We start from the raw sequence: 15,899 nt of genomic DNA, 5'->3' as shown, positions 1-15,899 counted from the left end.
CCGAGGTTTAAGTTGACTACAATCAAGCCCCTCAGCCAATACTTTTTTGAAATGCTGGACGCTCAGATAACTCCTTCATATAGTTCAACACCGCTGGGTAGGAGCTGAGGTCTAGCTTCAGCATGATGGGAATGTAATTCAGAATAGACCCTACTGCCACATCAGCAACAGTAAACTCATTGCCAAGTAAAAAAGGTTGCTTACTGAAAATTTCATTTAATGCAGTCAACAAGCGGGGCATTTCCCGCTCCCGACTTGCTTCTACGAAAATTCCTGGCCCAAGGGTAGCATTGCCAAACAACACCCATTGGGAAAATACAGCACGTTCCTCTGGAGAAAGTGCAGTTTTACCATACTTATCCGCAAGATACAGCAAGATTGCCCCAGATTCCCAAAGTTTAAAATCCCCGTCAACAATTGCTGGAACTTTACCAACTGGGTTAATTGCCAAATATGCAGGCTGGAGGTGTTCACCCGCCTGCATATCGAGCTTGACGAATTCGTAAGGAATTCCTAGTTCCTCTAAATACCAGTGAACAATTGACGCTCGACTACGAGCGCCGCCGTAAAGTTTTAGCATAATTACTTAAAGAATTTTGTGAGTGTGAGAATGCTGTTTAACATTGTCTTCTTTGGTGACAACTCTAGCAGCATTTAATACCCGCTTGCGCTCAATGGAATACTTAAACTCAGTGTAATTTGTACCTAAGGGAATCAGGGATTTTGCAGATTCACGACGCTTGTAGGTACGAGCTGCTGCAAATGCCCGTGGCACAAATTCTTCTCCAAACTGAGCCGACTCTGGGAAGCCATGTGGCACCAGTTGTGAATCGCCATCCAGCAAAGATCCTAAAGTTGTTGCATGAGCCAGCTTATAGGAGGTGGGGATGCCCTTTAAAAGCGCTTCCAAAGCCGCAGAGGGAATCGGTTCTATAACTTCGATTTGAAAAACTTCTCCATCTTCTTTGACGAAGCAGGTTGCCAAGCCGATAACAATGTAATCATCGGTTGCTAAATCAGGGGCATTGGGATAGGAAATTGCGGTTGTCATCGGAAAATTTCTCAAAACTTAAAAATTAAATCCAGAGACTGAGCATTCGGGCATGGGGCATGGGGCATGGGGCATTGTTATTCTCCCCCCGCTCCCTGCTCCCTGGTCCCTTGCTTCTTAAGAGTCCCCGTGTCTTCTTTCCAATCTCTAATGAACAGCTTGTTGGCATTCTACCAATTTGTCGCTCTTACTACTTGACTAGTCTTTGAGATTGACATCTACTATTTCTGGAATTCACCTTGGGGATGAGGTATTCATGATTAGGTTTGAGGATCAATTGTTTATTTAGGGCGTAGATTTCTCTTGTGCGACTAGGTTAAGTTCTTTCTTGAGATGGCTTTAATGTAACCCTAAATACTTTAGAAATAGACATAGTGGTAAAATCACCACCAGGCAAAAACTAGAATTTGATTCCACAAAGCACGGTTATAATCTAGGGAAAGATGAATATTCACTCATTTTTAGCTGACGGTGACCAGCAAAGTAACAAATATAAATTTGTTCTAAATATTACACATAAAGCCCAAGAACATCGGAAAAATGACAGTGGCGGATCTGCTTTTGGGGACAGCTACTTACGCTCTTGTGCTTTGAGGTTGGCTCAACAAGGACAATATACTGAGGCGATCGCAACTTTAACCCAACTAATTTCTCGCCATCCCCACAATGCCGTTGATTACAACAACCGGGGGCTGATTTATTTCCAAAGTGGTGAAAGGCAAAAAGCGCTTGACGACTATAACACGGCCCTCAAACTTAATCCCTATTTAGCTAGTGCTTATAATAATCGGGCAAATTACTACGCTGCTTGTGAAGAATTAGCAGCAGCACTTGCCGACTACGATCAAGCGATTGATTTGAATCCTCGCCATGTCCGGGCGTGGATTAACCGAGGCATTACCTGGCGTGACTTGGGGCAATATGAAGAGGCAATTGAGAATTTTGAGGTAGCACTGCTTTTCGGTCAACTAGAAGGTCATATCTGGGCTGAACGCGGCAGGACTTACCATCTTTGGGGCGACTGGAATTGTGCGATCGCTGATTATCGTCGCGCCCTCACTCAACTGCCCTCTATCGACAACAGTAAGGATATTACTGGTTGTCGCTTGCGTTTACAACTCGAAAATTGGCTAAACGAGCTGCTATCTGATTCAGCGTCCTAGTTGGTAGATTAGTCCTACTGGGGGATTAAAAATTCAAAATAATTGATTAAATTTTGAATTGTTTAGTGACGCGGTATCGCTAATGACTAATAGATGATAACTACATAGCTATTCAAAAATTAGCTATTAACCATTATTTATTAGCAATAATATAAATTAACACCCGGTTTATACGTAGCCTGAATCACAAGAAACCTAAATAATCCCAAATGCGCTATTTGTCTTAGGGTGATGATGTTTGTTCATCTTCTTGGCGCTCCTGATTCATCAACACCACCCGACGCTGGCTGGGATCAAATCGGTATCCTTGCTGTTGTCTAATACTTTTAGCTTGCTGAGGATCGAAGTTATGGCTAAATTCCGCCTGCAAAGCATTTACATGTCCTTCCATCAGCTTGACTTCAGTACCAATCTCTCGCAACTTTTCTTGCTGTAACCAATGATAAGGCAAAAGTTGTCCTAAAGCAGATGCTGCAACGGCTGTAATGGCTAGATTAACCGCTATTTTAGCTGTGCTTTCCAGTGCCATCACCTGGTAAGAACGTTGACGAAGATGCCGCTTTGGTCTAGGAATGACCCGGCGTTTTTGTATAGGTTGTAACGGTGGTCTGGAGGGTTGAATCGCGTTCATGATCCTAAAAAATAAACTCTCTTAGTGAAGGGAAGCACTGTAAAAGCGCTCTGACGCTAATTACTGCTTGATTTAGCTGTCATATTACTTCATTTTTTGGAAATAGCTACAAGTGTTGCACTAATTAAAAAATAACCTGGCTTACGTAAGTGCAAGATTTCTAGCTACCGATGGCATAAAGCCATAAGCGTCTGGAAATTGCACCCCGTACTGCCAGGATTATTAGCTTTTTAACTGTGTCACATCGTAGCGTTATTTGTAAAGTTCTGTGGCTAATCGCCAAGCTAGAACTCCTGGAATCAGCGCCACAACTAGAGCGATGTAGACTTGAGTATCTGAGATGGAAGATATCTGAGCAATGTACAGAGTATCTAAGATAGGCATGGCTGAAAACCTCCTAACCTGAATAGATTTTGAACAGTTCGTTTACTACTTTTCCTTGTTTTGCCAAGATTGTGGAATATCTTGTTACAAGATGCAACAAAAGCAGTTATTGGTCAGACAATTTTGGATTTTAGATTTTGCGGAAAGTCTGAGCGGAGGTTTCCGACGCTCGCGGACTCGCTAACGCTGCGCTATCCGTTGGCGCAGCCCGCCGTAGGCATCAGAACTTTCCAAGACGGATTTTGGATTGACTCCACGGATAAATCCGGGATTGATAAAAATTATGAATTTGTATTTGGGTATCGACTTCGGCACATCTGGCGCCCGCGGTGTGGTGATTGACGAGGAAGCTTCTTGTATCCAGGCTGAGGTGCGATATCCCTTCCAGGATTCACCAGCCCCTGTGATGCTAAAAATTTGGCAGGAGGCTTTGTTTGTGCTGGTGGAACTAATACCTGAGCAATTGCGGCGAGAAATTAAAGCGATCGCCATTAATGGTACTTCTTCCACCGTCTTGTTGGTCGATGCTGCTGGCAATCCCACAGATGCACCACTGCTGTACAACGATGCGCGGGGATCATTGGTACTAGAGCATTTGAGGAGTATAGCACCTCCCAATCATACTGTGTTGAGTGCCACCTCCAGCCTGGCCAAACTGATGTGGATGAGGCAATTACCCTCTTTTAGTGAAGCTAGATATTTCCTGCATCAAGCAGATTGGCTGGCGTTTCTCCTACATGGTCAGTTGGGTATTAGCGATTACCATAATGCTTTAAAGCTGGGTTATGACGTGGAAGAGTTTAAATACCCAGAATGGCTAGAAAAGTTGCAAATACCGATTCAGCTACCCAAAGTTTTAACTCCTGGGACTCCCATTGCCCAATTGCGTCCTGAAATTGCAGATAAGTTTCATTTCCACCGTGATTGTCTGGTGTGTGCTGGTACCACTGATAGTATTGCTGCTTTTCTCGCCAGTGGGGCAAAATTACCTGGTGAAGCCGTGACTTCCCTTGGTTCAACGTTGGTACTAAAGTTATTAAGTCGTACCCGTGTAGAAGATGCGCGATATGGGATTTATAGCCATCGCCTGGGGGATTTGTGGCTGACTGGGGGTGCTTCTAATACTGGGGGTGCAGTACTTAAGCAATTTTTCACAAATGCTGAGTTAGAAAGCCTTAGCCGGGAGATTGATGCTTCAATTGCCAGCGAGTTAGATTATTATCCGTTGTTGAAGGTAGGCGATCGCTTTCCGATTAATGATCCCAATCTACTCCCACGTTTGGAACCACGCCCAAATAACCCAGTGGAATTTTTGCATGGGTTATTAGAAAGCATTGCCCGGATAGAAGCGCGAGGGTATGAATTATTACAACAAATGGGTGCAGACAAGTTAACCCGTGTTTATACTGCTGGTGGTGGTGCGGCGAATGACACTTGGACAGCGATTAGGGCGCGTTATTTGCAGGTTCCTGTAGTAGCGTCAGTGTATACAGAAGCGGCTTATGGGACAGCGCTGTTGGCGATGGGGGACGCAAGAAGGAGTGAACAAGAGTAATTGTGTAACTATCTTTTGTAGATATCTTGTAAATCAGTATCTATCCCAGTGACAATCGACATATCTAGGGCCATACTGGGATGATTAGATACCGGACTTTATGATTCCAGGTTAATTATCTGGGCAGCTATTCGGGGATGGGTGCTTCGCAGCAAGCGAATGTCATCTGTCCCCTTTACTAATGATTGGTGTGAGTTCTGAGGGGATTAGGAGAAAAGGTTTTTTAAGAAGGTTTGACCTGCGCGATCGAGATTATCATCTAGGGAAAAGGTGAGACTACGGACTCGGATTTGATCACTTTTAATATCTAGTGGCTGTGTCAAGTCTTTGGGGTATATCAAAAAGGCTTGCTTGCATTTTGTTGTGTTGGCGTAGCTGATCATTTGATAAATATCTGTATTTCCTCGCTGTTCAGGGGCTTTATACTTTGTATCCAAAACTGCTATTGTTTTGTCAGTATCAGCATCACACAGCAATATATCTATACTAAAGTGCCTATTCTCACTAATTTCTATTGGATATTGCTGTTTGAAAAAATAGCCTTGTGGCGTGTTTTTCTTAAGCCATTCTGCAACAAAAAGTTCATATAAATGTGCCATATCGACGAGAAAGGGTAGGGTTTTATAATTTCCCCTTTCATGACTGGGACTACTATTTTCTAAAAAGAATCGACATATATTATGTAATAGTTCATAGTCTGGATTGAGGCGATTATACTGTCTGGCGATACAATCTTCTGCGTTACAAGGTTGCAGCGTTACTAATCCTTGTAAAGCGTGATAAGCTTTTCGTACTGTTGGTGATACTCTTTCTGAAGATAAAATGCTACGACCAATTATATAAAGTGTCCATGCCAAAATTTGATTTTCTTTAATATCAGCCGTATGTTCTTCGTAATCGCATTTAAGTTTAACATTCCACGGCTTTTGAATTACCTGTCGCACATCTAGCCTTCCCCGCACATAAGAAAGCTGCTGTGTTTTAAGCAAGTAAGTACGATATAATCCTTTGCGGGATTGCTCTAAAACTTTATCGGCTAAAATATGAGCCAGATTATTGTAAAAATCCTCTAGAGATTCACAATCCATCAGCCCTTCGAGAAAGCGAAACCCTTTTAAATTGTAGGCATATTCCATCATTCCGAAGAGGTTTTGGATAGGCACTTTCGGATTTATTTTTAGATGCAATTCAGGAGTGACAGGAATGTAACCTACCCATCCTTTAGCTTTCAGTTTCCAATGTCCTTTCGTTGTATAGGTAGGAAATTCTATATCTACTTGTGTTTTGTATTTCTCATATAACTTGACACCGGCTGAATCCGGTATTTTATCAAGTGGAAATAATTTATTTTCGTGTTCTGTAATTTCAATAATTTTTGGTTGTGCTGGGTTTATATCCATAACTGAACCTGATCCTTGATTTTATCCCAGCGAAACTTATCTACTTTTTCTAGCTGGTTAAAAAAGTACTCTTCCAAATATGGCTCAATTTCCATACGCCATATATCTTCTATATCTTCTATATCTTCACGTAGGTTGTCTGTTAAAAAGAATGAAATACCAATTTCGTAGTTTTTATCTGCGATCGCCTGATTTAATTGCTGTAAAATGTTAATTAATCCCTCTACTGGAAAATCTGTTTTTCGGGGATAACGTCGTAGCACCTGATAGTTTGGGCGAAGTTCAATAAATGCAAAGCGGCGACTTAGCGCATGATCTATATTGGCAATAGACCTATCTGCTGTATTCATGGTGCCAATAATGCGGACATTTTTCGGGATGCGAAACCTGTTACCGCCAGCTAGTGGAATTTCTCTATCTCGGTACTCAAGTAAGTACATTAATTCGCCAAAAACTTGTGCAAGATTAGCGCGGTTTATTTCATCAATAATTAAAACGCAACTTCCTTGATGATACTCTGCTTCTTTGCAGAATTTTATAAAACTGCCTGGAAGCAAAGGGTATGTTAATTGTCCATCTTGGCTTTGAGGACGGATACCTTGAATGAAATCTTCATAAGAGTATGCTGGATGAAATTGCACTAGTTCTGAAAAACCATCACTACCGCCGATTAAGTGTTTTGCAAGTTTTTCAGCTATGAAGGTTTTGCCTGTTCCAGGCGAACCGCTTAAAATTACCTGTTTTTTGCGATTAATTGTACATATCCACCGTTTTAAATCTGTTTCATCAAATCCAATTATTTCAGAACATTGCTTGATAGAAAAGTTAGGGTTTATTTCATAACAGGAAAAAAAAGCCACAAATTTATTAGTAGCATCTATAACTTCTTGAGATTGGTGAAAATCTTTATTATTTGTGCATTTCATCCATTCTGCGTCTGCATTATCTTCGTAAAAAAATATTTCTATGATTGCAGTTTCATCTCTAATAAATCCATTATTTTGATTATAACTTTCATATATTTCGGCTAAGTTGACGATCTTATCCAAAAATATATTCTCACTAATTAGTTCAGCTTCTATTCTCTGCAACTCATATATATCTTCATCTACTTTAAACTGCTGGTGGTTAATTTTCCATACAGATTTAAATCGCATTGAGTCACTGTCTAGCCTATCCATGAGTACTTGCATTACTTGTTTTAAAGCATTATCGACAAAGTACACAAGTAGATTATCTGGTTCAGATTTCAGTACTAGAGGGCAGTCCAAAGCATCTACACAATCGATTATGTATTCATTATACTCATTAGTTATTTTAATAGCTTTAAGCCACTCTACGCTGTAATTATAAACATAATATTTCCAACAATAATCATTAAATAATTCTAGATAAAAACTTATAATAGCAAAAAACCTTATAACTACTTGCAAAAGCTCACGTTTGTTAGAATAAGTCGCAAGTCCAGCGTGGATTATTATTTCCCATGCTTGCCAAATCAGTTCTAAAGCTTCCCATTCCTGCTTTGATCCTCCAGTCGCAATTCGTGAAGCGTAAGCTACATCATCCCAAGTAAGAATATTTTTTTGATTCATATCACAGATGATCTAAATAGCCAAATTCATTACTTTATAACATTTAATACTTATTTATTAACTATTAAGGCGATTGCAGTGATGGTAAAAGAACGCCAAATTGTGGGTTGAAAGTAACCGGATGCTGCGGCGCTACAGTGTAGAAGCTAATGATAGCAAGCGTAACACGGAGACAAAAAAGTGCAAATCAGTAAACGCAATGTTGAGTTAAGAGTAGATGGCAGCTTAATGCGTGTTTATGTAGCGGCTCCCAAAGCAGCAGGAAAATACCCTGGTATTGTCTTCTACAGTGATATTTATCAGTTAGGTGATCCAATGATTCGTTTAGCTAACTACTTAGCAGGATACGGCTATGTAGTAGCAGCCCCAGAAATTTTTCACCGAATTGAGCCAGTTGGTTTAGTAATTGAGCCAGACGATCTGGGACGGATGCGGGGTAATGACGATGCGCGTCGAACCTCCGTAGCTGATTATGATGCCGATTGCCTTGCTGTGATTGAATTTCTGAAAACAGAGAGTGCGGTTTCTCCAAATCAAATAGGTACTCTCGGCTTTTGTATAGGTGGACATTTAGCTTTCCGCGCCGCATTTCAAAGCGAAATTCGGGCTTGTGTTTGCTGTTACCCTACTGGTATTCCCAGTGGCAAACTGGGTAAGGAGGTAGCCGATACAATCCAGAGGGTAAGTGAAATTAAAGGCGAGATGCTAATGGTATTCGGTACTTTTGACCCTCATATACCAGAGAGCGATCGTCAAACTATAATCAGAGCAATTGAGAATGCTAACATACCTCACCAAGTTTTTTTGTATGAAGCAGAACATACATTCATGCGCGACGACGGTTATCGTTATGATTCTAGTACTACCACCGCTGCTTGGTCTGAAATAGTAACTTTCTTGGGACGCATATTTGCAGACTGAAAACTCCTATTATTGCTTTCTTCGCTTAACAGTTAGTAGCCCGTTAATTTTGAGTTGTCTGCAATGCCAACAAACCAGCACCGTAAGCAGGCTCATACCTTGGAAAAATCACGTTTACTTCAGGAAACTTCTTAACAAGAGACGCTGTAAATATTTCATGCATTTTGCATTTACCTCGCCACACACTTCCTGTGGTGACTACTTCCAAAACTGAGTCAGAACTAAAAATTGCATCAATTACTGTAGATGTAGCTTTTACTAACTCTTTTACAGCATCGTCAATTATGCTATTCGCTGCTATATCACCTGATGCTGCTGCCAAATCTACAACTGGTGCTAAAGCAGCTATTTGTTTGACTCCCCATTCTCGGCGATATATTACTTCTATTAAATCTTCTATACTTTCTAAATCAAGATACTGTTTGAAACCTTCTATCAAACTCGTTGACATCTCACGTCCATCAGCAGATTTTAATGCTGCGTTCATACCAGCGATCGCAATTTTATAAGCGCTACCTTCATCTCCTAAAATATACCCCCAGCCACCGACTCGCTTAGTATGTCCTTGATGATTTCGCCCGAAAACTATCGAACCAGTACCTGCTACAACCACAATTCCTACAGGCTGACCAATTCCACCAACTAAAGCAATTAAAGCATCATTAAAAATTACAATATTCGCTGGCTGTAATGCCCAATTAATAGACAGATATTTGTTATTCTGCAACTCTTGTACTAAACCTTTTACTACTTCGATATCTGCTGCACGACTTACACCTGCCAAACCCAGGCATATCGCATCAATCTTCAGGGTATTTGTAATTATTGCTGTTTTAACCGCATTGTAAATTGCAAATTGAATAGATTGTAAAGTGGCTTCAATACCTATACTCTGATAATTAGATGGCCCTGCTTCACCACGACCTAGCACTTGACGTAAATCATCCATCAAGATACAAACAGTCTTGCTACCGCCGCCATCTATTCCCAAAACATAACTCATAAACTGCAATAATGTTAATTATACTGAGGCTTCAATTCTGATTTTAAAGGTATAAAAAAGAGAGCAATCATTCCAGGAATCGTCAGCAAGCAGACCAAGATAAAAAATAATGGATAGCCAAATGCTTTTTGCAGATAACCGCTAATTAAGCCTGGTAGCATCATTCCTAAAGCCATGATGCCAGTGGAAATAGCAAAATGAGAAGTTTTATATTCGCCTTGGCAAATATACATTAAATAAACACTAAAAGCGGTAAATCCAAAGCCATACCCAAATTGCTCCAAAGAAACCAAAGGATACACTAATGTTAGCGAAGGTTTACTGTAAGCCATATACACATAAAATATATCAGGCAAGTTTAACGCCAAAGCCATAGGAAACAGACATTTTTTTAATCCATATTTAGAAATTAGCAAGCCTCCTAAAATTCCTCCAAAAATTAGGGATATTACTCCAAATGTCCCGTAGACTAATCCGACATCTGATGTTGATAGCCCTAAGCCCCCTACTTCTGGTTTGTCCAATAAAAATAAAGAAGCTATCTTGACAAGCATTGCTTCACCAAATCTGTAGAGTAAGATAAATGCTAAAATAGCTATAATCTTCTCTTGAGCAAAATATGAGCTAATGATTGACCAAAAAGGTATATTTTCCCTAGCTTGTATTTGTTGTTGGTTATCTGATTCAGGTAAGGGTAAAATTAGGTGGTGGAAAATAAACACGATTGCTAAAATCAAAGCTGAGAAGCCAATAGCTATAGTCCAGCTTAAAGGAATGTTGTTGAGAGATACTTCAAGCTGACCTGCTAAAACTACTAATATCCCAGAGCCAAAGATTAAAGCAAGTCTATAAAACAGTGAGCGAATGCCGACAAAGAAGGCTTGTTGTTCAGGAGATAAAGCTAGCAGATAGAAGCCATCTGTGGCAATGTCATAAGTTGCAGAAATAAATGCTCCTATTGTTAATGTTGCGAGGGAGATGAAAAAGAAATTTGGCAGTTGTAAGGAGAAGGCTATCAAACCCAAACAGCAGAACATGGCAAATTGGGTATAAAGTATCCATTTACGTTTGGTAGAGTAAATATCGACAGTTGGGCCCCAAAACATTTTGATGACCCAAGGTAGATAGAGAAAACTTGTCCACAAGGTGATTTGAGTATTATTTATTCCGAGTTTTTTGTAAAAGATTACGGAAACTGTATTAATGATGATGTAAGGGATGCCGGAGGCAAAGTAGAGGGTGGGGATGAAAGTCCAAGGGGAGGTTGTTTGATTTTTCATGGGTTTGGGTTAACGAACCGCAGAGGCGCAGAGGACGCAGAGAGAGATTAAGAGAGGATAATACGTTTGATGCCGTCTTTGAGGAGGGGGACGTTAAAGTTAATCAGGAGAGCAAGGGGGTAATGAGTCATTTTAAGGTAGGAGAGGACTTGAGCTTCATGGATTGGGGCTAAATTTTGGACAGCTTTTAATTCCACAATTAGACAATTAGCAACCAAAAAATCTAATCTACCCTTGCCTACTTCATGTCCTTTGTAATTTACTGTTACTGACTTCTCAACCAGATGAGGTATCCCGCACCTGAAAAATTCTATAATTAGCGCCTCCTTATACACCTCCTCCAAAAATCCTGGCCCCAACACCCGATGCACCTCAATCGCCGCCCCAATCACCTCACCCGTCAACCGATTCATTTCCTCTCCCACCTCTCTTCCCTCTGTGTTCTCTGCGCCTCTGCGGTTCGTTTCCATCAATCCCTCCCCAACCCTGTGGCAAAATTTATTAGAGTCCTTCCATACCTAGTTTTCCCCGCATGACCGCAACCATTCCCAATCTCCCCAGTCTCTACGACCCCTTTTCCACCGAAGCCAAGTGGCAAAAATTCTGGGAAGACAACCAAGTTTACAAAGCTAACCCCAACAAAGGCGGCGAACCCTACTGCATCGTCATCCCGCCGCCTAATGTCACCGGCAGTTTGCACATGGGTCACGCTTTTGAAAGTTCGTTGATTGATACCCTCGTGCGCTACCACCGGATGCAAGGGCGCAATACCTTATGGCTACCCGGAACTGACCACGCCAGCATTGCTGTGCATAGTATGCTGGAAAAGCAACTCAAGACAGAGGGAAAAACTCGCTACGAGTTGGGGCGCGAGAAGTTCTTAGAACGCGCTTGGGAATGGAAGGCGGAGTCAGAGGGAACGATTCTGAATCAGCTACGACGCTTGGGTGTCTCGGTGGACTGGTCACGGGAAAGATTTACCTTGGATGAGGGTTTATCTAAAGCTGTTGTCGAGGCGTTTACTCGTCTTTATGAGGAAGGCTTAATTTATCGTGGTGAATATTTAGTTAACTGGTGTCCAGCTTCTCAGTCGGCTGTGTCTGATGTGGAAGTGGAAAATCAAGAGGTGAATGGAAATCTCTGGCACTTCCGCTATCCGCTTACGGATGGTTCTGGTTATGTGGAAGTGGCGACAACTAGACCAGAAACGATGCTGGGCGATACGGCTGTAGCAGTTAATCCCAATGACGATCGCTACAAACATCTCATTGGCAAAACTGTAACTCTGCCCATTCTACACCGAGAAATTCCGATCATTGGCGATGAATTTGTTGACCCTACTTTCGGCACGGGTTGCGTGAAAATAACTCCCGCCCATGACCCGAACGATTTTGACATGGGTAAGCGTCACAATCTGCCGTTGATCAATATTATGAATAAAGACGGCACTCTCAACGCCAACGCTGGGGAATTTCAAGGACAAGACCGCTTTGTTGCTAGAAAAAATGTGGTTTCTCGCCTAGAAGCAGATGGCTTTCTGGTGAAGATTGAAGATTATAAGCATACTATTCCCTACAGCGATCGCGGTAAAGTACCCATTGAACCCCTGCTTTCAACTCAGTGGTTTGTCAAAATTCGCCCCCTAGCTGACAAAACTCTCGAATTTCTCGACCAGCAAAATTCTCCAGAGTTTGTCCCCCAACGCTGGACAAAGGTCTATCGTGATTGGCTAGTAAAACTCACTGATTGGTGTATCTCTCGCCAATTGTGGTGGGGACACCAAATTCCTGCTTGGTACGCTGTCAGTGAAACGGATGGGCAAATTACTGATAACACGCCGTTTGTGGTGGCAAAATCGGAAACTGAAGCTTGGGAGAAAGCTAAAGCGCAATTTGGCGAAAATGTCCAGCTAGAACAAGACCCAGATGTGTTAGATACCTGGTTTTCTTCTGGACTCTGGCCGTTTTCGACTTTGGGCTGGCCGGAACAAACTCAAGATTTAGCAACTTACTACCCGACTACCACTTTGGTGACAGGCTTTGACATCATCTTTTTCTGGGTTGCCAGAATGACCATGATGGCTGGGCATTTTACGCAGCAAATGCCTTTCCAAACAGTTTACATCCACGGCTTGGTGCTGGATGAAAAAGGTCAGAAGATGTCAAAGACCAAAGGTAATGGCATTAACCCGTTGTTATTAATTGACAAATATGGTACTGATGCCCTGCGCTATACCCTAATTAGGGAAGTGGCTGGCGCGGGTCAAGATATCCGATTGGAGTACGATCGCAAAAAGGATGAATCAGCATCGGTGGAGGCATCCCGCAACTTTACTAACAAGTTGTGGAATGCTGCCCGGTTTGTGATGATGAATTTGGATGGACAGATGCCACAACAGTTGGGGAACCCAGTAGCTATAGAATTGAGCGATCGCTGGATTCTCTCGCGGTATCATCAAGTTGTTAAACAAACCATCAATTACATCGATAATTACGGTTTAGGGGAAGCAGCTAAAGGATTGTACGAATTTATTTGGGGTGATTTCTGCGATCAGTATATTGAACTGGTGAAATCCAGATTGCAAGCAGATGCAGATCCAGGATCGCGGCGCGTAGCTCAACAAACCCTCGCCTACGTATTGGAAGGAATTTTGAAACTGCTTCATCCCTTCATGCCGCATATTACCGAGGAAATTTGGCAAACTATCACCCAACAACCAGCAGATTCCCCGCAAACTTTAGCCTTACAACTCTATCCCCAGGTGGATGCAAACTTGATTGATCCAGCTTTGGAAGAACAGTTTGAATTGCTGCTTGGCACTATCCGCACAATTCGGAATTTGCGTGCTGAGGCGGATATTAAGCCAGGCGTAAAAGTGACAGCGAATTTGCAAACTGAAAGTGAGAAGGAGCGGGAAATTCTCACTGCTGGACAGTCTTATATAAAAGATTTGGCTAAGGTTGAGACTTTAACCATTACTGACAAGCAAGAAAACCAAACTGTTGCTGCTAAAAAACCTCAAAGGGGTTTGAAGACAATTGGCTTAATTATTGTGGCCATTGTCCTTGGTAGATTGGGTTTAGCTGTGGGGACTTCAATTGATGAGACTCCCATCGTCGGAACTTTTTTTGAAATAATTGGTTTTGGTTACACAGCTTGGTTTGTTAGCCAAAATTTACTAACTGCTCAAGCGAGACTTAGGCTATGGAGAGGCTTTTTCTCGCACAGAGAATTAGAACAACCACAAGAATCAGAAAATTCCATTGCTGGTGTAATTGGTACAATACAAGTGCTAATTCCTCTGGGCGGTGTAGTAGATATTGAAGCTGTGCGTGGCAAGCTAGAAAAAAGCTTGAGTAAAGCTGAAGCAGAAGTTCAGTCCCTGAGTGCCAGATTAAACAATCCTAGTTTTGTAGACAGAGCTAGAGCCGACGTGGTACAAGGGGCGCGAGATGCCTTAGCAGAAGCACAGAAACAAGCAGAAATTTTGCACGTACGCCTTAAGGCGTTGCCGTAGGCATCGCCTGCGTGGCTTAGGGTAACTGTAATGGGTAATGGGAGTGTCAATAATTCCCAATTACCCATTACCAAATTAACAAGATCCAAATATTAATTTTGGCACTTATTTTTTTATTAATTTTTTATTAATTTTTAGTTTTTAATTTTAAATTGGAGCAAAGCGACCCTCATGCTATATCTAGCCCAGGTGCGTAAAAACGATTTTTTAGACCAGCACCAGTTACGGTTGTTGGCGCGTCAAGAAGCTGATAACTTGTGGGCGATAATTCCTGAAGAAGCTTTTATTCTGCTGGGAAAGGGAAAGATCATGAGTGAAAACTTGCTTGTTTTAGTGGAACTTTCCCCTACAGGCGACATTGAAATACTAGAAGACGCCACCAACTGGGTACTCCATCTGGTACAAAGCTACCTCACCATCGGCATTACCCCGGAATTTTTGCAGCAGGAAGCTGAACGAGCAGAACATTGGCGACAATCCCTGACGTTGCAAAACCAAGACTTAGCGCGACGTTCCTTAGAATTGGAAGCTCGTCGTGAACAAATTCAAGCCTTAGAAGAAAGCCTCAAACGGGATAAAAATAGTGATTCCCAAGAGGAAAGTTAAAAGTTTGCAATTGTATTGCCTATAGAACTCATTTGACATCTAACAAGAGGCTGCAAGCCTTTTAAGCATCAGCTGAACGTCTGCTTCAAAGTCTGCAATATTTGAGGCAGTAGGGGTTCGAGGATTATCCAATTTTCGTCTGTGAGGTTGCTAGAGTATGGCATAGCTGTTGGATACAACTTTTGCGGTAACTTTACTTTAACCCAGTATAAAGATGTCAAATGGGCTTTATAATCTAATTAACATTTTGATGGCTAGCATATAACCCTCTTATAAAAGGAGAAAAGTTAATGCCTTTTGATTTCAATGGCGATGGTAAAGATGACTTCATTCGCCAAGAAAAAGGTGCATATGCTGTTGACGATCTCCTGACTGCTCAAGTCTATCTCTCTAATGGAGACGGTACTTTTAGTAGCCAACTTTTGACATATTTCACAATCGATAGCGGTGATTTAACTAATCTGATTGTGGGAGATTATAACGGCGATGGTAAAGATGACTTTATTCGCCAAGAAAAAGGTGCGTATGCTGTTGACGATCTCCTGACTGCTCAAGTCTATCTCTCTAATGGAGACGGTACTTTTAGCAGCCAACCTTTGACTGATTCCACAATCGATAGCGGTGATTTAACTAATCTGATTGTGGGAGATTATAACGGCGATGGCAAAGATGACTTTATTCGCCAAGAAAAAGGTGCATATGCTGTTGACGATCTCCTGACTGCTCAAGTCTATCTCTCTAATGGAGACGGTACTTTTAGCAGCCAACCTTTGACTGATTCCACAATCGATAG

The 15,899-nt window shown here is 41.7% G+C and carries 15 protein-coding genes; 6 read left to right on the top strand and 9 right to left on the bottom strand.

All coding sequences use genetic code 11. From position 1 onward, the window contains the following. Nucleotides 1-31 precede the first annotated feature (31 nt). Nucleotides 32-580, bottom strand: coding sequence for a glutathione S-transferase family protein (locus V7K85_RS09500; RefSeq protein ID WP_334813014.1), 549 nt, complete (start codon nucleotides 578-580; stop codon nucleotides 32-34). 6 nt (nucleotides 581-586) lie between these two features. Next, nucleotides 587-1,051 carry a hypothetical protein gene (locus V7K85_RS09495; RefSeq protein WP_334813013.1) on the bottom strand — a complete coding sequence of 155 codons (465 nt, stop codon included), beginning with the start codon at nucleotides 1,049-1,051 and terminating at the stop codon, nucleotides 587-589. A 443-nt stretch (nucleotides 1,052-1,494) separates the two neighbouring features. Here V7K85_RS09495 and V7K85_RS09490 point away from each other — a divergent pair, with 443 nt between their 5' ends. Next, nucleotides 1,495-2,214 carry a tetratricopeptide repeat protein gene (locus tag V7K85_RS09490; protein WP_334813011.1) on the top strand — a complete coding sequence of 240 codons (720 nt, stop codon included), beginning with the start codon at nucleotides 1,495-1,497 and terminating at the stop codon, nucleotides 2,212-2,214. A 223-nt stretch (nucleotides 2,215-2,437) separates the two neighbouring features. On the opposite strand, the gene V7K85_RS09485 is transcribed toward V7K85_RS09490, so the two are convergent. Next, complete coding sequence (locus V7K85_RS09485) at nucleotides 2,438-2,845, bottom strand: hypothetical protein (protein ID WP_334813009.1); 408 nt, start codon at nucleotides 2,843-2,845, stop codon at nucleotides 2,438-2,440. 252 nt (nucleotides 2,846-3,097) lie between these two features. Beyond that, on the bottom strand, nucleotides 3,098-3,187 hold the full coding sequence (gene psaM, locus V7K85_RS09480; RefSeq protein ID WP_040630342.1) for a photosystem I reaction center subunit XII: 90 nt from the start codon (nucleotides 3,185-3,187) through the stop codon (nucleotides 3,098-3,100). A 325-nt stretch (nucleotides 3,188-3,512) separates the two neighbouring features. Between psaM and V7K85_RS09475 the strand changes: the two genes are divergently transcribed. Beyond that, nucleotides 3,513-4,784: an FGGY-family carbohydrate kinase gene (locus tag V7K85_RS09475; RefSeq protein WP_334813007.1), complete on the top strand. Its 1,272-nt coding sequence runs from the start codon at nucleotides 3,513-3,515 to the stop codon at nucleotides 4,782-4,784. Nucleotides 4,785-4,990: 206 nt separating this feature from the next. On the opposite strand, the gene V7K85_RS09470 is transcribed toward V7K85_RS09475, so the two are convergent. Both V7K85_RS09470 and V7K85_RS09465 read right to left on the bottom strand, forming a co-directional pair. Beyond that, a complete protein-coding gene (locus V7K85_RS09470; RefSeq protein WP_334813005.1) occupies nucleotides 4,991-6,184 on the bottom strand; it encodes an McrC family protein in 1,194 nt (397 codons plus the stop codon). Beyond that, nucleotides 6,175-7,779, bottom strand: a complete 1,605-nt coding sequence (locus V7K85_RS09465; protein ID WP_334813003.1) for an McrB family protein — start codon at nucleotides 7,777-7,779, stop codon at nucleotides 6,175-6,177. The genes V7K85_RS09470 and V7K85_RS09465 overlap by 10 nt, the downstream gene beginning before the upstream one ends. A 180-nt stretch (nucleotides 7,780-7,959) precedes the next feature. Between V7K85_RS09465 and V7K85_RS09460 the strand changes: the two genes are divergently transcribed. Beyond that, the gene (locus V7K85_RS09460) at nucleotides 7,960-8,700 is read left to right on the top strand and encodes a dienelactone hydrolase family protein (RefSeq protein ID WP_334813001.1); all 741 of its coding nucleotides are present in this window, start codon (nucleotides 7,960-7,962) and stop codon (nucleotides 8,698-8,700) included. Between the two features lie 43 nt (nucleotides 8,701-8,743). On the opposite strand, the gene V7K85_RS09455 is transcribed toward V7K85_RS09460, so the two are convergent. From V7K85_RS09455 to V7K85_RS09445, 3 genes are read right to left on the bottom strand one after another with little or no spacing between them, the layout of a single operon-like run. After that, a complete protein-coding gene (locus tag V7K85_RS09455) occupies nucleotides 8,744-9,703 on the bottom strand; it encodes an N-acetylglucosamine kinase (protein ID WP_334812999.1) in 960 nt (319 codons plus the stop codon). A 14-nt stretch (nucleotides 9,704-9,717) separates the two neighbouring features. Next, on the bottom strand, nucleotides 9,718-10,983 hold the full coding sequence (locus V7K85_RS09450) for an MFS transporter (RefSeq protein WP_334812997.1): 1,266 nt from the start codon (nucleotides 10,981-10,983) through the stop codon (nucleotides 9,718-9,720). A gap of 47 nt (nucleotides 10,984-11,030) precedes the next feature. Next, a complete protein-coding gene (locus V7K85_RS09445) occupies nucleotides 11,031-11,453 on the bottom strand; it encodes a GxxExxY protein (protein WP_334812995.1) in 423 nt (140 codons plus the stop codon). A gap of 62 nt (nucleotides 11,454-11,515) precedes the next feature. Here V7K85_RS09445 and V7K85_RS09440 point away from each other — a divergent pair, with 62 nt between their 5' ends. The 3 genes from V7K85_RS09440 to V7K85_RS09430 form a co-directional block, all read left to right on the top strand. Continuing rightward, nucleotides 11,516-14,500: a valine--tRNA ligase gene (locus tag V7K85_RS09440; protein ID WP_334812993.1), complete on the top strand. Its 2,985-nt coding sequence runs from the start codon at nucleotides 11,516-11,518 to the stop codon at nucleotides 14,498-14,500. 171 nt (nucleotides 14,501-14,671) lie between these two features. Continuing rightward, the gene (locus tag V7K85_RS09435) at nucleotides 14,672-15,106 is read left to right on the top strand and encodes a hypothetical protein (protein WP_334812991.1); all 435 of its coding nucleotides are present in this window, start codon (nucleotides 14,672-14,674) and stop codon (nucleotides 15,104-15,106) included. Between the two features lie 290 nt (nucleotides 15,107-15,396). Continuing rightward, a partial coding sequence (locus tag V7K85_RS09430) for an FG-GAP repeat domain-containing protein (protein ID WP_334812989.1) occupies nucleotides 15,397-15,899 on the top strand: 503 nt, incomplete at its 3' end.

Source organism: Nostoc sp., assembly GCF_036917615.1.
Taxonomy (GTDB): domain Bacteria; phylum Cyanobacteriota; class Cyanobacteriia; order Cyanobacteriales; family Nostocaceae; genus Nostoc.
Note: the sequence above shows the minus strand (reverse complement) of the source record. Positions and strands in the feature narration are given on the sequence as shown.

What these genes read in the sequence shown, in the direction of transcription:
- V7K85_RS09500 (WP_334813014.1), bottom strand. Translation starts at nt 580, where the DNA reads ATGCTAAAACTTTACGGCGGCGCTCGTAGTCGAGCGTCAATTGTTCAC.
- V7K85_RS09495 (WP_334813013.1), bottom strand. Translation starts at nt 1,051, where the DNA reads ATGACAACCGCAATTTCCTATCCCAATGCCCCTGATTTAGCAACCGAT.
- V7K85_RS09490 (WP_334813011.1), top strand. Translation starts at nt 1,495, where the DNA reads ATGAATATTCACTCATTTTTAGCTGACGGTGACCAGCAAAGTAACAAA.
- V7K85_RS09485 (WP_334813009.1), bottom strand. Translation starts at nt 2,845, where the DNA reads ATGAACGCGATTCAACCCTCCAGACCACCGTTACAACCTATACAAAAA.
- V7K85_RS09475 (WP_334813007.1), top strand. Translation starts at nt 3,513, where the DNA reads ATGAATTTGTATTTGGGTATCGACTTCGGCACATCTGGCGCCCGCGGT.
- V7K85_RS09470 (WP_334813005.1), bottom strand. Translation starts at nt 6,184, where the DNA reads ATGGATATAAACCCAGCACAACCAAAAATTATTGAAATTACAGAACAC.
- V7K85_RS09465 (WP_334813003.1), bottom strand. Translation starts at nt 7,779, where the DNA reads ATGAATCAAAAAAATATTCTTACTTGGGATGATGTAGCTTACGCTTCA.
- V7K85_RS09455 (WP_334812999.1), bottom strand. Translation starts at nt 9,703, where the DNA reads ATGAGTTATGTTTTGGGAATAGATGGCGGCGGTAGCAAGACTGTTTGT.
- V7K85_RS09450 (WP_334812997.1), bottom strand. Translation starts at nt 10,983, where the DNA reads ATGAAAAATCAAACAACCTCCCCTTGGACTTTCATCCCCACCCTCTAC.
- V7K85_RS09445 (WP_334812995.1), bottom strand. Translation starts at nt 11,453, where the DNA reads ATGGAAACGAACCGCAGAGGCGCAGAGAACACAGAGGGAAGAGAGGTG.
- V7K85_RS09440 (WP_334812993.1), top strand. Translation starts at nt 11,516, where the DNA reads ATGACCGCAACCATTCCCAATCTCCCCAGTCTCTACGACCCCTTTTCC.
- V7K85_RS09435 (WP_334812991.1), top strand. Translation starts at nt 14,672, where the DNA reads ATGCTATATCTAGCCCAGGTGCGTAAAAACGATTTTTTAGACCAGCAC.